The following is a 17,539-nucleotide window of genomic DNA, read 5'->3' as shown; positions in this document are numbered from 1 at the left end:
GCCCCGCTCAGTCTGAAACGAGCGTCAGGGCCAGTTCGGTGCGGACCACCTGCGCCAGACGTTCAGCCACGGCCTGGGCGGTCTCCTGGTTCGCGGCCTCCACCATCACGCGCACCACCGGTTCGGTTCCGGAGGGACGCAACAGGACCCGCCCGGTGTCACCGAGTTCGGCTTCTGCGAGGGCCACAGCCTCAGCGACGGCTGCGTCGCCTTTCACCCGGGTGCGGTCGACGCCGTTGACGTTGATGAGGACCTGCGGGAGCTTGGTCATCACCGTGGCCAGCTCCTTCAGGGGACGTCCGGTGAGGGCCACCTGGGCGGCAAGCTGCAGACCTGTGAGGACACCGTCGCCCGTCGTCGCGTAGTCGGCAAAGATGACATGACCGGACTGTTCGCCGCCGAGGTTGAACCCGCCTGCGCGCATTTCCTCGAGTACGTAGCGGTCACCCACGCCGGTTTCGCGCAGGCTGATGCCGGCCTCGCGGAGCGCGATCTTGAGTCCGAGGTTGCTCATGACGGTGGCCACCAGGACATCGTCCGTGAGCTTCCCGGAAGCCTTCAGAGCGACGGCAAGGATGGCCATGATCTCGTCGCCATCAACCTCGTTGCCTTCGTGGTCCACGGCGAGGCAGCGGTCCGCGTCGCCGTCGTGCGCGATGCCCAGGTCTGCCCCGTATTCCAGGACGGCGCGCTTCAGCGGTCCCAAATGGGTTGAGCCGACGCCCTCATTGATATTGAGGCCGTCCGGTTCGGCGCCGATCACAATCACATCAGCGCCTGCGTACTTGAAGACGTGCGGGGAACAGCCGCTGGCTGCTCCGTGGGCGCAATCCAGGACGACCTTGAGCCCATCCAGGCGGTGCGGCAGGGTGCCCAACAGGTGCACGATATACCGGTCCTCGGCGTCCGAGAAGCGCTGGATGCGGCCCACTTCGCCGCCGACGGGCCGGATGGGCTCCCTGCCCAACTGCTCCTCGATGGCGTTCTCGACGTCGTCGGGAAGCTTCTGGCCACCGCGGGCGAAGAACTTAATGCCGTTGTCGGGGGCGGGGTTGTGGGAGGCGGAGATCATCACGCCGAAGTCTGCGTCCAGGTCGGCCACCAGGTAGGCCGCTGCCGGAGTGGGAAGCACGCCCGCGTCATAAACGTCGATCCCGGAGCTGGAAAGCCCCGCTTCCACGGCAGCCGCGAGGAACTCACCGCTCGCGCGGGGGTCACGGGCCACCACGGCGCGGGGGCGTGTTCCGGTGGTATTGCGGTCATGGCCCAGCACGACGGCGGCCGCCTGAGCCAGCTGCAACGCCAGCTCGGCGGTCAGCAGGCCGTTCGCCAAGCCTCGGACACCATCTGTTCCAAATAATCTAGACATCGGGTCAAGTTTAGACGATGGGACGGAAATTCCGGCCCCGGGGTCCGTCCGGGGGACCAAGTGGGCGGCTTAAAAGGCGAAAGCCCGCCCCGCCACAAGGGGCGGAACGGGCTTCCGTGCAAGCGGTCGCGTCAGCGGCCACCTGCTGGGCAGGCGTTTTTTAGCGCTTGGAGTACTGCTGGGCCTTGCGGGCCTTCTTGAGACCAGCCTTCTTACGCTCGATGACGCGTGCGTCGCGGCGGAGGTAGCCGGCCTTCTTCAGGGTGGCGCGGTTGTTCTCGGTGTCGATCTCGTTCAGTGAACGGGCGATGCCGAGGCGCAGGGCACCGGCCTGGCCGGAAATGCCGCCACCGTGGATGCGGGCCATGACGTCGTAGGCGCCATCAAGATCGAGGATCTTGAAGGGTTCGTTGACATCCTGCTGGTGCAGCTTGTTCGGGAAGTAGTTGGCCAGTTCGCGGCCGTTGATGATCCACTTGCCGGTGCCGGGCACGATGCGGACGCGTGCGACGGCTTCCTTGCGACGGCCAACTGCCGCGCCGGCGACGGTCAGTGCCGGGCGTTCCTTCTTGGGCGCTTCTGCTTCCGCAGGACCGCTTTCCGAGGTGTAGCTGGTCAGGTTTTCCTCAGCCACGACGGCCTCGGTGGTCTCTTCGTTCTGAGCCACGATTCTCCTTGATTAAAAGTTGGTTGGTGGCCAGGACTACTGGGCGACCTGGGTGATTTCGAAAGTCTTGGGCTGCTGAGCGGCGTGCGGGTGCTCTGCACCGCGGTAGACCTTCAGCTTGCCCAGCTGCTGTGCAGCGAGGGAGTTCTTGGGGAGCATGCCCTTGATGGCCTTCTCCACAGCGCGGACCGGATTGGATTCCAGCAGCTCTGCGTAGTTGACTGAGGTCAGGCCGCCCGGGTAGCCGGAGTGGCGGTATGCGCGCTTCTGCTCCAGCTTGGCGCCGGTGAGGGCAACCTTTTCAGCGTTGATGATGATGACGAAGTCGCCCATGTCCATGTGGGACGCAAAGGTGGCCTTGTGCTTGCCGCGCAGCAGGATTGCGGTCTGGCTCGCGAGACGACCAAGGACAACGTCTGTGGCGTCAATGACGTGCCACTGGCGGTTGATATCGCCGGGCTTCGGGGTGTACGTACGCACGGTGTTTGCCTCGTTCTTGTTCTGGCGTTCTTGTTTTAGGCGTCACGCGGAGGTGAACCTACTATCTATGCGCTACCGGAACAGAGGTGAGGGCTCTATGTAACCAGTCATCCTGAGGTCTCGAATGTGTACGTTGAGTAGCTATCCTGCAACCGGATTCTCAAGCGGACACGCATCATCGAGAAAGGACACGCACAACGACTACCAAGAATAGCGGAAGTCGGGCGGCTGGGTCAAAATGGGGTGTCCGGATGCATCCCGCCCGCCGCCGGCCCGCCGCATCCCTGGAGGTACTGTGTCCGATCCCGTAGTAACAGGTTCCGCGACCACGCTGCTCCTGATAGCAGTCGGAGCCGCCGGACTGTGCTTGGGGCTGCTGGCCGAACTCCTCATCCGCCGCATCCTGCCCCAGCTGGCGGGCACACCGTCCACCCCGCTGAGAATCACGACGGCGGCCGTCACCTTTGTACTGTCCGCATTGCTCGCGTGGCGTTTTGGCGCCTCTCCGGAGCTGGCGGCTTATCTGGTCCTGGTAGTCACCGGCGTGCAGTTGTCCCGGATCGATGTTGTCCACCATCTGCTGCCCGACCGGCTCGTCCTGCCGCTGCTGGGGGCGGGATTGGTCCTGCTGACGGTCTCCGCCGGTGCACACGGAGCTTCGGAAAACCTGCTGCGGGGCGTGGCCGGCGCCGTAATATTGTTCGCTTTGTACCTCTTCATGGCCCTGACCAGCCGAAACGGTCTCGGAATGGGCGATGTGAAGCTCGCAGCACCCCTCGGGCTGTACTTAGGCTACCTAGGCTGGTCACAGCTGTTCTACGGAGCGGCCCTGGGCTTCGTGGCGGGCGGCATCGCCGCGCTGGTGCTCGTGCTGAAAAACCGCGGAAACAAGCCACAGGAAGTCGCCTACGGCCCGTCCATGCTGGCGGCCGGCCTCGCCGCGATTCTGCTGCTTCCATAGCTCGGGCTGCGCCCTGCGCGGCGGCACCAATTGCAAGCTGGCCGGCCCTGGAGGCACTCCGGCCGTAGTTGATTCGGCGTGCGACGACGGATCATCCGCCGGCCGTTCCCGTGGGCCTGAAGGCGTCGAGTGCCGGGAGGCCATGGCCCCGCCAGTCGAACAGGGTGAGGTTGCTGTGGGCGTTGCCGGTCCGGGCATCCGCGCCTACACCGGGCAGCCAGCCCGGCTCCCAGATGAAGTACCCCGCGCCGTGCCCGTTCGGCACTCCGCGAAGGACGCTGTTGAGCGCCGCGAAGAACTTCGCTTGTCCCTGCGGGGTCGGCGGGTAGGCCGTGGCGTCAGGCAGCGCCTCGTTTGTCGAGACAACGCTTGGGACGTTCCCGCTGCTGGAGAGCGTCCATGGGTATGCCGTCTCCGCCAGGATGATGTCTTTGCCGTATCGATAGGCGAGAGCGCGGAGGTTGCGGTCCAGGTCAGCGAGGGAACCGTTCCAGAACGGATAGTACGTCAGGCCGATCAGATCGAAGCTGACGCCGTGCTGCTGGAGCTGGTCGTAGAAGTGGACGGAGGCGTCTTGGTCGCCCCCGGTGTCGCTGTGGATCATGATCAGGGGCGTCTGGGCAGGATTTCCGTCCCTGGCACCCTTGGCCCCGGCGTTTATCAACTGGCTGGCCCCCGCCCAGTTTTCACCGGCCGGCGAGTAGATCTGACCGTATGGCCAGAGCAACCCGCGGGTGATCTCGTTGCCGATCTGGACGATGTCGGCAGGGGTGCCTTGCCGGGCGAAGTCACCCACCGCCCCGCGCGTGTAGCGCTCCACGGTGGAGGCCAGCTCTTCCTGGCTGAGTCCCTGCCATGCTGCGGGGGGTTGTTGGGTGGTCCGGTCCGCCCAGGAATCCGAATAGTGAAAATCCAGGAGTAACTTGAGCCCGGCGGCATGCGCCCGGCGGGCGAGTGCCAGGGCGGATTTCAAGTCGCTCGTACCGGGCGCAGGGTTCACCCACAGCCTGAGCCGGACGAAGTTCGATCCGTGGCTCGCCAGGATCTGCTCCATGGGAGCTTCCCGGCCGTTGTCGCTGACAAACTGCCGGATAGCTTCTTCCTGCAGCGTGAAGGAGATGTCTGCGCCGCGGATCCTGAGCGTTGGCGAAGGGATGGGGTGGTTTATGGCCGCCCCGACCAGCGCCACCGCAAGCACTCCGGAGAGGGCCAGGAGCAGCTTTACTCGCCAGCGCGAAGAGCGGAACGAGGATGCGCGCCCGCGGATAGTCAACTCTGTACCTGTCATGAGCCCCCGGCTAGGTTCCGTTCATGCGCTGGTCACAGCCTGCCAGATAGGGCCGGCTGCCGCGATAGCCGTGACGAGGAACAGCAGAATGAGCGAGCCGGATGCGGCCAGGGGCGCGACCCGTGCCCGGACCGTGCGGCTCCAGGCGACGCCCGCGTTGCTCAGGGTGCGGAGGTCCTGGGCCACGACGACGACGATGAGGAGGCAGAACAGCAGGGCACCCTGTAGGGCGAAGAACATCATGCCTTGGTTCGGGCTGTGCCCCACCCGGGCGATGAAGAACCAGCAGGCTGCAAGCGAGGCAAGGACCAGGAGGAAGTACGGTGCCAGCTGGGCAAACCGGAAACGGGGAATCCCGGCCTCGGTCATGCCCTTGACCGTGATCATGTAAGGCTTCTTGACGCGCAGGATGACCTGAATGAACGCGTTGAGGACTGTAACCCACCGCGATACGTGTAGCACCACCCCCCGCCAGCTGAGCCAGAGACCTCTGGGGTGTTGCCAGCGGAGGCTCCACAGCCAGATGCCTGTTGCGGTGCTGGCAACCGGCACGCTGTGGAGGAAGAAATCGATGAATCCCACCCGTGAGATGGGGGCGTCCACGGCCAGCGAGATCAGCGGAGCGAAGAACAGCAGGAGCGTCGTCAGCGACCATGCGGCGTACCAGGTCTGGACGAACAGGAACTGCAGCGCCTGGCGTGGCGAATACTTCCGGATGAGCCGCGGAGTGAAGGTGAAGAGGACCTGGATCATTGAATAGGCCCAGGCGAACTGCTGGGCGCAGTACGAGCTGAAGTTCTCCGGCCCGTCCCCGACGGCGATGACCTCCGGCAGGAAGACCCCTTCGTAGCCTTTGGAAGCGAGGACGACCGTGTCGAGGTGGTCTTCGGCCCTCGTCGGCTGGAATCCGCCGATGCCCCGGATGGCCTGCATGTCGTACGTGCAGTGGCTGCCGATGATGAAGGGGGTCCGGCAGAACCCGAAGAATCCCATCTGGAGCGGTCCCTGGAGCACCAGTTCCTGTTCCGCGGAGCCCCTCGCCGTCCAGTGCTCGTGGTTCCCGTAGACGCTGGGGGCCTGGACCCAGGCCACACGCCTGTTTCGGAAGTAGCCAAGGACCCGGTCCAGATAGTTGGGGGCGGGAACGTGGTCGATGTCCAGCTGCGTGAAGTGCGTGTAGCCGGCGCCGTATCTGTCGAGCCACGCGTTCACGTTGCCGGCCTTGGTTTTGGTCTGGAAGGGCGGCGCGGCCTGGTTCCAGGCTTCAACGCCGTCCGCACCCCAGGCCCGCTCGTCATGCCGGGAAAAGTAGGAGACACCGAGCTCGCGGGCCATCTTTTCGATGGCCGGCGAGGGTTCCTTGTCCACCAGGATCCAGCTGTCGTGCGGATAGGTGATGCCGCGCATCGCCAGCATCTGCCTGCGGACGATGCTGAGGGATTCAGATCCTGGCACCGTCAGGGTCACCACCGCCACCTTGCCAATCTGACCGGCGGGAACCTCATCGACGCCGACCGGGACGGGCTTGCGCATGTACCCCAGATAGAAGAGGTAGATCGAGGGGAGCAGTGTCAGCCCGTAGAAGAGCGCCCCGGAGACGAGCGTGAAGAGCAGCGGGTTTCCAAAGTGCCCCGGGTGCAGCCACCAGAGCCAGAAGTAGCCACTCAGGAGGACCCAGGCAACCACCAGTCCCGCGTACTGGAGCTGCTGTCCGGGCGTGAATACCTTCGCCGTTTCTGTGGAGGTCAGGAACCGTTGCGTGGTCCGGTCACGGCTGCCAATCAGATTGCTGGTCATCGCGAGCTCCCCATGGTGGTTATCAGGCCCTCGTAGCCGAGGGGATGCATTTGCTGGAACCGCCAGGCGTCCTGGCACACATCGGTGAGATTCCGGCGAGCGGTCCAACCGAGTTCGGCGTGGGCGAGGTCCGGCGAGGCGATCAGCGCGGGGACGTCGCCCGGCCTCCGATCGGCCAGCCGGTAGGGAATCGGACGCCCGATGACAGCGGCGAATTCCCGGACAAGTTCCAGCACGGACGTGCCCACGCCCGTGCCCAGGTTGTAGCGGCGGAACCCGGGGACCGTGCCGGTTTCGAGCGCCAGTCGGTGCCCTTCGACGACGTCCATCACGTGGATGTAGTCCCGGACAGCTGTTCCGTCCGGCGTGGGGTAGTCGGAACCAAAAATCTTGAGTTCTTCATGCCGTCCGGCTGCGAGCTGGGTGAGGTAGGGGACGACGTTGCCCGGCATCCCGCTGGGATCCTCGCCGATCTCCCCGCTCTCATGGGCGCCCGCAGGGTTGAAGTAGCGCAGCGCTGTCACGGACCAGTCCGGGTAGCGGGCGCAGATATCGGCCAAGATTTGCTCCGACATCCATTTGCTCTGGGCATAGGGATTGGTCGGACGCGGGGGCGAACCTTCCGTGATGGGACGTTCGGTGGCGTCCCCATAGATGGAACAGGAGGAGGAGAAGATCAGGTGCTTTACCTCCGCATTCCGCATGGCGTTCAGCAGGCTCAGCAAGCCCGTGAGGTTGTTGCCGTAGTACTCCAGTGGCCGGTTCATGGAATCGCCGACCGCTTTGTACGCGGCGAAATGGACCACCACGTCGACGTCGTGATTCTCGAAGACAGTGCCTAGGGCGGCTTGGTCGGCAATGTCGATTTCGTAGAAGGCCACGTCGCTGCCGCTTATCCGCTCAACACGGTCGACGGCGGCTGCAGAGCTGTTGACGAGGTTGTCGACCACAACGACGTCGTAGCCGTTGAGGAGAAGGTCCAGGCAGCAGTGACTTCCGATGAATCCGGCACCGCCGGTCACCAAAGCAATGGGTTTTGTCATGATGGTTCGCCTCCTCCGTGGGCGTCATTCACCGCGTGGGCCGGCCCATGGCGCGGACGGTCCAGCCGGCAGCACGCCAGTGGTCGATGTCCAGTGTGTTCCGGGCATCGAGGATGCAGGGACTCGTTACCAGGGCGGACAGGTGCGCGAGGTCAAGCTGACGGTACTCCTGCCATTCCGTGAGATGCACGGTGAGTTGGGCCCCTTCGAAGGCCTTGTCCACTTCGGTGGTGTAGTTCAGGCCCGGATAGCTGGCACGTGCGTTCTCTACGGCCTCGGGGTCGTGGACCCGGACGTTTGCCCCCTGGCTCTGCAGCGCATTTGCCACGCACAGCGCCGGTGAGTCCCGCACGTCGTCGCTGTTTGGTTTGAAGGCTGCGCCCAGCACGGCAATTCTCTTGTTCTCCAAAGAGCCGCCGAGCATGTCCCGGGCAAGGTTGACGGCGCTTTGGCGGCGGTTGACGTTGATGGAGTCTACATTCCTGAGGAAGGTGAGCGACTCCTCGATGCCGAGTTCTTCCGCCCGGGCAAGGAAGGCCCGGATGTCCTTGGGCAGGCATCCGCCGCCGAAGCCCAGGCCGGGTGACAGAAAGCGGTTTCCGATCCGGGCATCATGGCCGAGCGCGGCGGCCAGCGGCATGATGTCAGCCCCGACGGCCTCGCAGATTTCGGAGATGGCGTTGATGAACGAGATCTTCGTGGCGAGGAAGGCGTTGGCAGAGACCTTGACAAGCTCGGCGGTGGCCACATCCGTGGATATGTAGGGCGTCCCGGCCTCGAGAATGGTCCTGTACACCTCACGAAGCGTGTCATCGGCCTCGGCAGAAGTGACTCCGACCACCAGCCGGTCCGGATGCAGGGTGTCATTAACGGCGAAGCCTTCGCGGAGGAATTCGGGGTTCCAGGCGACCTCGACCTTGGCACCAACCGGCGCAAGTCCGGCAACCATGGTGGAAAGCCGTGCCGCCGTCCCCACCGGAACGGTTGATTTGCCGACGATCAGGGACGCGCGGTTGAGGTTGGGCACCAAACCCTCGATGACGGCGTCGACGTATTTCATGTCTGCTGCGGTCGATCCGGGACGTTGCGGCGTGCCGACGCAGATGAAGTGGACGTCGCCGAATTCAGCGGCCTCCTTCAAAGAGGTGGAGAACTTCAACCGGCCGGCCGCAATGTTGTTGCGGAGAAGCTCGGGGAATCCTGGTTCGAAAAACGGGGCGTGGCCGCGGGACAGACTTTCGATCTTGTCGGCGTCGACGTCCACTCCGAGGACGTCGTGTCCCAGCTCAGCCATGCCTGCGGCGTGGACTGCCCCGAGATACCCTGTTCCAATAACGGTGATGCGCATGCTGGCCTCCTTCAGATGGCGACTGCTGGCCTGATGGTCCAGGCAGCCTGGAGAACTGTGGGTGTGGTCAGGCCAACCGGGCCATGGCCGGGGTGTTCTGCCGCGATACGTTCGAGCGGTTGCCCTCGAACTGGGCGCCGGCGATGCTGCCGGCGGCTGCCGAGACTTCCCCCTGATGGGACCGGAAGTAGTCGACGGTGCGATGCAGTCCCTCTTCGGTTGAGACCCGGGGGCGCCATCCCAGCAGGTCCTGGGCAAGGCTGATATCCGGCCGCCGCCGGGCCGGATCATCCGCGGGCAACTGATGGAACTCGATCTTGGACCGCGAGCCGGTGAACTCCAGGACGAGCTCCGCCAGTTCGAGCATGGTGCGTTCCACCGGATTGCCCAGATTGATCGGTCCGGTTTCGCGGCTGTCGATCATCGCCACGATTCCGCGCACGAGGTCGTCGACGAAGCAGAAGCTTCGTGTCTGCAGGCCGTCGCCGTAGATCGTCAGCGGATCATCGTTCAGCGCCTGGGCTACGAAGCTCGAGACCACCCGGCCGTCCTCGGCGCGCATCCGGGGGCCGAAGGTATTGAAAATCCGGACAATCCCGACATTTACGCCAAGGCTGCGGGCATAGGCCATGGAAATGGCCTCGGCAAAACGTTTGGCTTCGTCATAGACGCTGCGCGGGCCCACTGAACTGACGTTGCCCCAGTAGCTCTCCGTCTGGGGATGGACAATCGGATCGCCGTACACCTCGCTGGTGGAAGCAAGGACAAAGCGTGCGCCCTTTAATGCGGCAAGTTTCAGGGCATTCTCGGTGCCCCTGCTGCCCACGGCGAGGGTCTCAAGCGGCAGGCGATGGTAGTCAGGCGGCGAAGCGGGGCTGGCCAGGTGGGCAACCACATCCACCGGTCCCCGCACCCGCAGCGACGTACTGACGTCGGTGCGCATAAACGTGAACCGCGGATGATTCGAAAAGGCGGCGATATTGTTGCGGCGACCGGTCGACAGGTTGTCGGCGCAAACTACCGAATCCCCGCGTTCCAATAACGCTTCGCATAAATGGGAGCCAAGAAACCCGGCTCCGCCCGTTACTAAAGCACGCATGGTACCCCTTACAACAGTCTGGAATAAGTCATTTAGACGTGTTGCAGCATCCGGCGTAGACAATACGCAGGACGTCCCGGAAATGAATCGAGACCGAATTGTAGGAGGGAAGCTGCAGGTCTTTGTACTGCCCCAACGACTTTGGCCGGCTGCCTACCGTCAAGCTACGTTGCAGTGGCAGAGGGGCACACGGGTGGTGAATACCTGCTTTTTGGCACCGCGCGCGGGAAACTACTCGGACGTTTCTCGTCCGGTGGACGCTTCCCGAACCTTGCGAGGCCGAAATGAGAGCAGCAAAAAAGGCCATTCCGGCCGAATCGTACGGCGGTAATTTGGGGTACGGGATAACTCCCTGAGGGTCGTCATGCCGCCCAAGTGACTCGCAATTGTTGCCGGTTTGGGTGCCCGAACCGCCCGCGCCAAACGTCAACTATTGTCAGCTGGTTGGGGGCTTAGTGGGCGCTTCGGATGCGCTGCGGTCAGTGCGCTTCCAAGCGGGTGGCTCGCAGCACGGCATCAGCGTCGAGTGCAGGAACTGGGCGGTGACCAGCTCGTACAGCCGTTCCGGCACCCACGTGGCAAGATCCTGCTACACCCACTCGATCTTTCCGGCCTGACCCGTCCCCCGGGCATGGGCCGCGGCCCGGCGGCAGCTCGGACGCCTCGACCAGCAGTTGCGGATCCGGCCGTCCGCTCCACACCTTCGCGCGGCTGCTGTACCTCTCATCCCACAGCTGCGCCGCTGTGCTTTCGTCCCTGCCTCCGTCGTAATGGTGCTCCGTCATGGTTCTCCTCCAGGTCGCTTGACACATCATGGCAGTCCGGCCCGGGCTGGCGACACAAGGAAATCACCGCGCGGAAATGCCGCCGAAATGTTCCGGATGCAGGCTGGAGGCGGATAACGGAACAGCTGGAACGCGGGGAAGGAGCAGCCATGGCTGCAGAGGAGGCCCGGCAGGTCCATTCGAGCTCGGAGCTGTCAGTCGGGGACGAGATCGAGGCATGGCACAACGGCAAGCTCTTCCACCGGGGACGAGTCTCCCAGACGGTGGCGTCCATCGATTTGTTCTGGATCGTGGACTCGAGGACCGGCGCCCGAAGGCTGATCGACGTCGAGGCGCTGGTCATCCTGCGCGCGGCGGCGCCGGCAGACACGTGTTCGCGCGGAACCCCTACGGCGGAACCGCTTCGGCGAAGGCCGGCTCCAGGGCTCCTGACAAGGTGAGGTAATCCGTGTGGGGTGTCACGTGAGGTATTTGATTTCGTAGCGCAGGATGAGTCCGATGCCGGGGTAGCGGGTTTCATTCATCCCGGCCACGGACGGTATCGTCACGATCGAGGAATGCAGTCGAACTACAGCTCCCCCAGGACCATGTCGTGCGGCTCGAGACCCGCCGCAGAACATCGAGGGCAAGGGCGAGGTCTCCATCAGGGACCTCGTGCGGAACTCGCTGCGAATGCGATCGGACAGGATCGTGGTGGGCGAAGTCCGCGGCGGCGAGTGCCTGGACATGCTGCAGGCCATGATTACCCGCCACGACCGCTCCATCTCTACGGTGCACGCCAACTCGCGCCGGGACGCCATCGCCCGGCCCGATACCCTCGGAGTCGACGCGAGCGGGCGGTTCCTCGGGAAACCGGTGCCTAGTGGCGTCCGGCCGCGCTTCACGGATCGCTTTGCCGAACTCGGTATCCCGATTTCGGCAACTGTATTCGGCGCACAACCCGCCAGGGGGCGGTCGCCGTGCTTCCGGAGTCTTCGCTAATAAATGGCCTTGGCAGTCGCCGTGCAAAAGGGTGATGCGCAGGATCCACGCAGGGAACGCACAGGAAATGTGCAGTTTGGAAAGCCTTAGCACAAGATGCGTCAAAGTCGAATCGTCGGCGTGTCGGTGATTGCTAAGTTCCATTCAGTGCTGGTGCAGGGCCAGCCGCCGAACTCGCTCAGGAGTCCCAATGCGTTCGTTTTTCTCCAGTCTCGCAGCCCGTCTTCGCCGTGACCAGCGCGGTGCCACCGCCGTCGAATACGGCATCATGGTTTCGCTCATCGCCGTCGTAATCATCATCGCAGTCACCGCACTTGGCGGGGGTTTGAACGAGACCTTCGTCAAAGCACAGTGCTCGGTCACGGGCAAAACCTTTGCTGCAGGCACGGCCGCGGGAGTCACTCCCGTCCTCCAGCCGAGGTGCACGTAGCAGGCCAGCCCACGTTCATCTCACCGTTGTCGTAGAGCAGCTGCCCACCACACTCAGGAGTCCCCATGCGTTCCTTTTTCAGCCGCCTTTCAGTCCGTCTTCGCCGCGACCAGCGCGGCGCCACCGCCGTCGAATACGGAATCATGGTCTCCCTCATCGCCGTCGTGATCATCATCGCCGTGACGGCACTCGGTGGAGGACTGAACGAGACATTCAAGAACGTGTCCTGCAGCGTAAAGGGCGGCGTGTACACGGCAGGCGCGAGCCCTGCAGACGGCAGCTGCTCGCAGTAACACCATCCGAGATCTATAGGACTGGGTTGGGGAAGGCTTCGACCTTTCCCAACCCAGACTTTTCAGGCGCCGTCGAAGAGCTAACCAGGAAGGCGGTACCCTATGTCCTCGACCTCTGAACGGGGCGCCGTCGCGGTGGAGTTCGCTCTCCTCGCGCCCGTCCTGGTGATGCTGCTGCTGGGCATCACGGAATTCGGCCGGGCATACAACGTGCAGATCTCCCTTTCCAGCGCCGCCCGCGAAGGCGTCCGTGTCATGGCGATCGGGAACAACCCAACCGCCGCCCGAACTGCGGCCAAGAACGCAGCCGTTTCGCTGCAACCCGCGCTAAGCGACGCCAACATCACGTTCAGCCCCTCAACATGCGCCCCCGGCGCCCAGATGACACTCAAGATCGCCTACAACCTGTCCACCCTGACAGGCATCGCAGGTCCGTTTGCCATGGAAGGCAAGGGGGTGATGCTGTGCAACGGTTGAAAAGGTCGCCCCGGGAGGGGCCCGGCGAGCGCGGAGCCATCAGTGTCCTGGTGGCGATCCTGATGGTGACCCTACTGGGTTTCACGGCACTGGCCGTCGACGTCGGCATGCTGTACGCCGAGCGGACCCAGCTCCGCAATGGGGCTGACTCAGCAGCCTTCGCCATCGCCCAGAAGTGTGCGCGCAACCTCAACGACGCGGACTGCTCCACAACGTCGGCGCTAGCCCGCGACCTGGCCAGTAGCAATGCCGGCGACGGGAAAAGCAATATCTCCTCGCTGGTCCTGGACAAGGCTGCCGGCACCGTCACGGTCACGGCCGGCGCCCAGGAGGCAGGCAAGGAACCCAACAGGGTCTCGCTGTTTTTCGCGCGAGTGTTTGGCCTCAATGATGCGGAGGTCACAGCCGGCGCCAGCGTGCACTGGGGCCGGCCGGTGGCGGGCCCATTGCCGTTTCCCCTCGCCTTCTCCATTTGCCAGGTCAAGTACCACGTCGACGGCGACCTGCAGCAGCTGCAGAGCCACGGCGACGACGCAAATCCCGATTGTATGTATGGACCCTCTGGGGCCGCCGTTCCAGGCGGATTCGGCTGGCTCGCGAGCAATCCAGGTGTATGCGGAGGCCTGATCAACATCAACGCCGGGGACGCCAGCAATGCCCCTGGCAACAGCTACCCCGGAGTATGCGACAGTACCCTGCTCAAGTGGGCGGCCGACATCACGGCCGGCAAGGATGTTACTGCCCTGTTGCCGGTCTTCAACAAGGTGACCGGAACCGGGGCCGGCGCCAGCTACAAGCTCGTGTCCTTCGCCGCGTTCAAAGTCAAGGGCTGGAAATTCAGTGGCAACGACGAACTTCCGACATCGTTCCAGAACACGAATGCCTTTGTGCCGAGTTCCGTTGCTTGCACCAACAACTGCCGTGGGATCATCGGCAGCTTCATCGAGTACGTGTCGCTGGCAGATGGCTACACCTTCGGAGTGACCACCGAGGACTTCGGCACCGACATAGTGCGCCTCGTCCAATAGTTTTCAGCATGTCGTTCACTCATACGTTCAGGAGCAGTCTTTGAAGTCACGCTTATTGGCAGGGATAGCCGCCCTCGTATTGGCTATCCTCGGGGCGGTCCTGGTAGTCAGCTACGCGCAAGGAGCCGACACCCGGGCGGTGCAGAGCCTCGACCCGGTGGACGTCCTGGTGGTGGCCAAGGCCGTGCCTGCTGGAACCTCCGTGGAGAGCCTCCAGCCGTTCCTCGCCACCGAGAAGCTCCCCGGCACCGCGGCCGCAAAGTCCGCGGTCAAAAGCCTCGACGGCCTGGCCGGCAAAGTCACCGCCGTCGAACTGCTGCCGGGCGAACAGCTGCTGACGGAACGGCTGATCGCGCCGGAGGAACTCAAGGCGAGCGGATCCGTGGAGCTGCCCAAGGGGCTGCAGGAAATCTCCTTCCAGCTGGAGCCCCAGCGCGTTGTTGGTGGCCGGCTGGTAGCAGGTGACCACATCGGCATCTTCATTTCCTTGAAGGGCGGCGGGCTCGAAGCCAAGCCGGAGAAGGAAACGACGCAGCTGACCATCCACAAGGTCTTGGTGACCGCGGTGCAGCGCGCCCCCGTGGCTACCCCGGCTTCCCAGCCCTCAACGGACGGCACCACTGCACCCGCCGAAGACACCTCGCTTCCCACCGGATCCTTGCTGCTAACGGTCGCAGTGAACGATGTTGACGCCACAAAAATTGTCTACGCGTCGGAATACGCCAGCATCTGGCTGAGCAAGGAGCCGCTCGACGCGACGGACGCCGGGCGCCCTGGAATCATGACGAAACCGGAGGTCTACAAGTGAGCCGCTTCGTACTCATCACCCCCAACACCGACTTCGATTCCCGGGTCCGCCAAGCCCTGGCCGGCGGGCTCCCGGGCGGTCTGCAGACTTTCGCGTTCGTCAATCCCGCCGATCCCGGCGAGCTGTTCACAAACCTGAACCAGGAACGTCCCGAGGTGCTGATCCTGGGCCCTGACATTCCGATGGAGGACGCCCTGCGGCTCGCCACAGTCTTCGACGTGCAACTGCCCGAGCTGAGCGTCATCCTCGTCGGCGAGGCGGATCCGGCCTTCGTCCTGCTCGCCATGCGTGCCGGCATCCGGGACATCCTCAGCCCGGCCGCTGACCCGGCGCAGATCCGGGTGCTCCTGGAACGCGCCTGCCAGTCCTTTGCCAGCCGCAACCGCAACACCAACACCAGCAGCGCGGACAAGAACCCGGAGGGCCGCAATGGCCTGGTCATCGGCGTCTTCTCCCCCAAGGGCGGCGTCGGTAAGACCACGATTGCCACCAACATCGCCATCGGACTGGGCAAAGTGGCGCCGATGAGTGTGGTCATTGTGGATCTGGACCTCCAGTTCGGGGACGTGGCGTCCGGGCTCTACCTCGACCCGGAGCACACCGTGACGGATGCCGTATCCGCCTCGGCGAGCCAGGACTCCTTGGTCCTCAAGGCGTTCCTGACCGTCCACCCGGGGAGCATCTACGCCCTGTGCGCTCCAAGGACCCCGGAGGAAGCAGATGACATCACTCCGCACCAGGTCAGCCGGCTACTCGAGCAGCTAGCGGAACAGTTCCAGTACGTCATCGTGGACACCGCACCCGGGCTGCCGGAGATCGGGCTGGCAGCGCTGGAGCAATGCACGGACGTGGTCTGGGTGACCGCCATGGACGTTCCCAGCATCCGGGGGCTCCGGTCCGGGCTCAATATCCTGCGCAGGCTTGATCTGCTGCCGGAGACCCGGCACGTCGTGCTGAACATGGCCGACTCCAAATCCGGGCTGAGCGTCCAGGACGTTGAAGCGACCATCGGCGCGCCGGTGGACATCAGCATCCCCCGGTCCAAAGCCGTGGCGTTCTCGACCAACCGCGGGATCCCGGTGCTCCAGGACGGACGCAGGGACCCCGCCGTCAAAGGACTCCGGCAGCTCGTGGCACGGTTCGACCCTGCCTGGCGTGCCACGGCCCAGAAGAAGCTCCACCGCCGGGTGGTGGTCTAAGTGAAGCTTTCCGAACGTCTCCGGTCCGCCGAAGGAGCTCCCGCCGACGCCCCACCGGCCGTGTCCACGTCCCGTAGCGGCGGGCCGACGGCGGCACCGCCGGCCGCCGCCGTCGTCGTCGAACCGACCGTTCCAGTGCCCCACGCCGGCTTCGCAGACCCCCAGGATGTGCAGCGGTCAAAGACGCAGCAGCCGGTCGATGCCTTCGCCGCCCTGAAGCAACGAGCGGCGACTGCCCTGTTTGAACGCATGGGCGCGCGCTTCAACGATTCAGCCGTCAAGGAAGATGAACTCCGCTCCTCGGCTCGGGAGGAACTCACCCGGATTATCGACGCCGAGCAGGTCCCGCTCTCCGCTGAAGAGCGTTCCCGCCTCGTCCGCGACGTGGCCGACGACGTGCTCGGCTTCGGCCCGCTGCAGCGGCTGCTGGACGATCCTGCGGTCACCGAGATCATGGTCAACCGGATGGACCAGATCTATGTGGAGCGGCAAGGCAAACTGACGCTGACCGGTTCACGTTTCAGCTCCGAAGACCACCTGCGCAAGGTGATCGAGCGCATTGTCTCCAAGGTGGGACGCCGGATCGATGAGTCATCCCCGCTGGTGGACGCGCGGCTCGAGGACGGTTCCCGCGTCAATGCCGTCATTCCCCCGCTCGCCGTCGGGGGTTCCTCCCTGACCATCCGAAAGTTCAGCAAGGTGCCGCTGACGGTCCGGAACCTGATCGAGTTCGGCACGCTGACCCCGGAAATGGCCGAATTGCTGAACGCCTGCGTCCGGGCGAAGTTGAACATCATCGTGTCCGGCGGTACCGGGACCGGAAAGACGACGTTGCTGAACGTGCTCTCGTCCTTCCTGCCGGACACGGAGCGGATCGTGACGATCGAGGACGCCGTGGAACTCCAGATCCAGCAGCAGCACGTTGTCCGGCTGGAAAGCCGTCCCCCGAACACCGAGGGCAAGGGCGAGGTCACCATCCGCGAGCTGCTGCGGAACTCGCTCCGCATGCGGCCGGACCGGATTGTGGTGGGTGAGGTCCGCGGCGGAGAGTCCCTGGACATGCTGCAGGCTATGAATACCGGCCACGACGGCTCGCTGTCGACGGTGCACTCGAACTCGCCCCGCGACGCCGTCGCCCGCCTGGAGACCCTGGTCCTGATGGCGGGTATGGACTTGCCATTGAGGGCCATCAGGGAGCAGATCGCCTCGGCGGTGAACCTGATCATCCAGATCTCCCGGCTCCGCGATGGAACCCGCCGGATCACCCACGTCACGGAAGTCCAGGGCATGGAGGGTGACATCGTCACGCTCCAGGACGCCTTCGTCTTCGACTACTCCGCCGGCGTTGACGCCCATGGACGTTTCCTCGGCAAGCCGGTCCCCACCGGGATCCGCCCCCGGTTCATCGACCGCTTCGAGGACCTCGGAATCCACGTCTCCCCCAGCGTGTTCGCGGCTCCCCTCGCCGAGGCCGGAAAGCCGTGAG

At 64.2% G+C, this 17,539-nt stretch carries 17 protein-coding genes and 1 pseudogene; 10 read left to right on the top strand and 8 right to left on the bottom strand.

Annotated elements, in window-relative coordinates; translation table 11 throughout:
* Window positions 1–7: 7 nt before the first annotated feature.
* The 3 genes from glmM to rplM form a co-directional block, all read right to left on the bottom strand.
* Window positions 8–1,369, bottom strand: coding sequence for a phosphoglucosamine mutase (glmM, locus tag ACVWZ8_RS13060; RefSeq protein WP_456504846.1), 1,362 nt, complete (start codon window positions 1,367–1,369; stop codon window positions 8–10).
* Window positions 1,370–1,529: 160 nt separating this feature from the next.
* Window positions 1,530–2,036, bottom strand: coding sequence for a 30S ribosomal protein S9 (gene rpsI, locus ACVWZ8_RS13055; RefSeq protein ID WP_456504845.1), 507 nt, complete (start codon window positions 2,034–2,036; stop codon window positions 1,530–1,532).
* Window positions 2,037–2,072: 36 nt separating this feature from the next.
* Window positions 2,073–2,516, bottom strand: a complete 444-nt coding sequence (gene rplM / locus ACVWZ8_RS13050; protein ID WP_015937805.1) for a 50S ribosomal protein L13 — start codon at window positions 2,514–2,516, stop codon at window positions 2,073–2,075.
* Window positions 2,517–2,811: 295 nt separating this feature from the next.
* On the opposite strand from rplM, the gene ACVWZ8_RS13045 reads away from it, so the two are divergent.
* Window positions 2,812–3,477 (top strand): prepilin peptidase, encoded by a 666-nt coding sequence (locus ACVWZ8_RS13045; RefSeq protein WP_426978944.1) that lies wholly within the window; start codon window positions 2,812–2,814, stop codon window positions 3,475–3,477.
* Window positions 3,478–3,568: 91 nt separating this feature from the next.
* Here the strand turns inward: ACVWZ8_RS13045 and ACVWZ8_RS13040 are convergent, their stop codons facing one another.
* The 5 genes from ACVWZ8_RS13040 to ACVWZ8_RS13020 form a co-directional block, all read right to left on the bottom strand.
* Window positions 3,569–4,765, bottom strand: coding sequence for a glycoside hydrolase family 53 protein (locus tag ACVWZ8_RS13040; RefSeq protein ID WP_456504844.1), 1,197 nt, complete (start codon window positions 4,763–4,765; stop codon window positions 3,569–3,571).
* A 21-nt stretch (window positions 4,766–4,786) separates the two neighbouring features.
* Window positions 4,787–6,562 (bottom strand): glycosyltransferase family 2 protein, encoded by a 1,776-nt coding sequence (locus ACVWZ8_RS13035; protein ID WP_456504843.1) that lies wholly within the window; start codon window positions 6,560–6,562, stop codon window positions 4,787–4,789.
* Window positions 6,559–7,605 (bottom strand): UDP-glucose 4-epimerase GalE, encoded by a 1,047-nt coding sequence (galE, locus tag ACVWZ8_RS13030; RefSeq protein WP_456504842.1) that lies wholly within the window; start codon window positions 7,603–7,605, stop codon window positions 6,559–6,561. Before galE ends, ACVWZ8_RS13035 begins: the two co-directional genes overlap by 4 nt.
* Window positions 7,606–7,633: 28 nt before the next feature.
* Window positions 7,634–8,953 carry a UDP-glucose dehydrogenase family protein gene (locus tag ACVWZ8_RS13025; protein WP_456504841.1) on the bottom strand — a complete coding sequence of 440 codons (1,320 nt, stop codon included), beginning with the start codon at window positions 8,951–8,953 and terminating at the stop codon, window positions 7,634–7,636.
* 67 nt (window positions 8,954–9,020) lie between these two features.
* A complete protein-coding gene (locus ACVWZ8_RS13020) occupies window positions 9,021–10,052 on the bottom strand; it encodes a UDP-glucuronic acid decarboxylase family protein (RefSeq protein WP_456504840.1) in 1,032 nt (343 codons plus the stop codon).
* A gap of 934 nt (window positions 10,053–10,986) precedes the next feature.
* Between ACVWZ8_RS13020 and ACVWZ8_RS13015 the strand changes: the two genes are divergently transcribed.
* The 9 genes and pseudogenes from ACVWZ8_RS13015 to ACVWZ8_RS12975 all read left to right on the top strand — a co-directional run bounded on the left by ACVWZ8_RS13015 (window position 10,987) and on the right by ACVWZ8_RS12975 (window position 17,538).
* Window positions 10,987–11,277, top strand: a complete 291-nt coding sequence (locus ACVWZ8_RS13015; protein WP_456504839.1) for a hypothetical protein — start codon at window positions 10,987–10,989, stop codon at window positions 11,275–11,277.
* A 76-nt stretch (window positions 11,278–11,353) separates the two neighbouring features.
* Window positions 11,354–11,818: pseudogene (locus tag ACVWZ8_RS13010) on the top strand (ATPase, T2SS/T4P/T4SS family); the annotation flags it as partial.
* 190 nt (window positions 11,819–12,008) lie between these two features.
* Window positions 12,009–12,248 carry a Flp family type IVb pilin gene (locus tag ACVWZ8_RS13005; RefSeq protein ID WP_426978953.1) on the top strand — a complete coding sequence of 80 codons (240 nt, stop codon included), beginning with the start codon at window positions 12,009–12,011 and terminating at the stop codon, window positions 12,246–12,248.
* 65 nt (window positions 12,249–12,313) lie between these two features.
* Window positions 12,314–12,541, top strand: a complete 228-nt coding sequence (locus tag ACVWZ8_RS13000; RefSeq protein WP_426978955.1) for a Flp family type IVb pilin — start codon at window positions 12,314–12,316, stop codon at window positions 12,539–12,541.
* A gap of 102 nt (window positions 12,542–12,643) precedes the next feature.
* A complete protein-coding gene (locus ACVWZ8_RS12995) occupies window positions 12,644–13,018 on the top strand; it encodes a TadE/TadG family type IV pilus assembly protein (protein WP_426978956.1) in 375 nt (124 codons plus the stop codon).
* Window positions 13,006–14,046 (top strand): pilus assembly protein TadG-related protein, encoded by a 1,041-nt coding sequence (locus tag ACVWZ8_RS12990; protein ID WP_426978957.1) that lies wholly within the window; start codon window positions 13,006–13,008, stop codon window positions 14,044–14,046. The genes ACVWZ8_RS12995 and ACVWZ8_RS12990 overlap by 13 nt, the downstream gene beginning before the upstream one ends.
* 40 nt (window positions 14,047–14,086) lie before the next feature.
* Entirely contained in the window at window positions 14,087–14,854 is a 768-nt protein-coding gene (gene cpaB / locus ACVWZ8_RS12985; protein ID WP_426978958.1) for a Flp pilus assembly protein CpaB, read from the top strand.
* A complete protein-coding gene (locus ACVWZ8_RS12980; RefSeq protein WP_456504838.1) occupies window positions 14,851–16,053 on the top strand; it encodes an AAA family ATPase in 1,203 nt (400 codons plus the stop codon). The genes cpaB and ACVWZ8_RS12980 overlap by 4 nt, the downstream gene beginning before the upstream one ends.
* Window positions 16,054–17,538, top strand: a complete 1,485-nt coding sequence (locus ACVWZ8_RS12975) for a CpaF family protein (RefSeq protein WP_456504837.1) — start codon at window positions 16,054–16,056, stop codon at window positions 17,536–17,538.
* The last annotated feature ends 1 nt before the right edge of the window (window position 17,539 follow it).

The organism is Arthrobacter sp. UYCu723 (genome assembly GCF_054059215.1).
Note: the sequence above shows the minus strand (reverse complement) of the source record. Positions and strands in the feature narration are given on the sequence as shown.

Excerpts from the sequence above, each read along its gene's own strand:
- ACVWZ8_RS13000 (WP_426978955.1), top strand. The coding sequence starts at position 12,314 with ATGCGTTCCTTTTTCAGCCGCCTTTCAGTCCGTCTTCGCCGCGACCAG.
- ACVWZ8_RS13020 (WP_456504840.1), bottom strand. The coding sequence starts at position 10,052 with ATGCGTGCTTTAGTAACGGGCGGAGCCGGGTTTCTTGGCTCCCATTTA.
- ACVWZ8_RS13035 (WP_456504843.1), bottom strand. The coding sequence starts at position 6,562 with ATGACCAGCAATCTGATTGGCAGCCGTGACCGGACCACGCAACGGTTC.
- ACVWZ8_RS12995 (WP_426978956.1), top strand. The coding sequence starts at position 12,644 with ATGTCCTCGACCTCTGAACGGGGCGCCGTCGCGGTGGAGTTCGCTCTC.
- ACVWZ8_RS13025 (WP_456504841.1), bottom strand. The coding sequence starts at position 8,953 with ATGCGCATCACCGTTATTGGAACAGGGTATCTCGGGGCAGTCCACGCC.
- galE (WP_456504842.1), bottom strand. The coding sequence starts at position 7,605 with ATGACAAAACCCATTGCTTTGGTGACCGGCGGTGCCGGATTCATCGGA.
- ACVWZ8_RS13005 (WP_426978953.1), top strand. The coding sequence starts at position 12,009 with ATGCGTTCGTTTTTCTCCAGTCTCGCAGCCCGTCTTCGCCGTGACCAG.
- ACVWZ8_RS13015 (WP_456504839.1), top strand. The coding sequence starts at position 10,987 with ATGGCTGCAGAGGAGGCCCGGCAGGTCCATTCGAGCTCGGAGCTGTCA.
- ACVWZ8_RS13040 (WP_456504844.1), bottom strand. The coding sequence starts at position 4,765 with ATGACAGGTACAGAGTTGACTATCCGCGGGCGCGCATCCTCGTTCCGC.
- glmM (WP_456504846.1), bottom strand. The coding sequence starts at position 1,369 with ATGTCTAGATTATTTGGAACAGATGGTGTCCGAGGCTTGGCGAACGGC.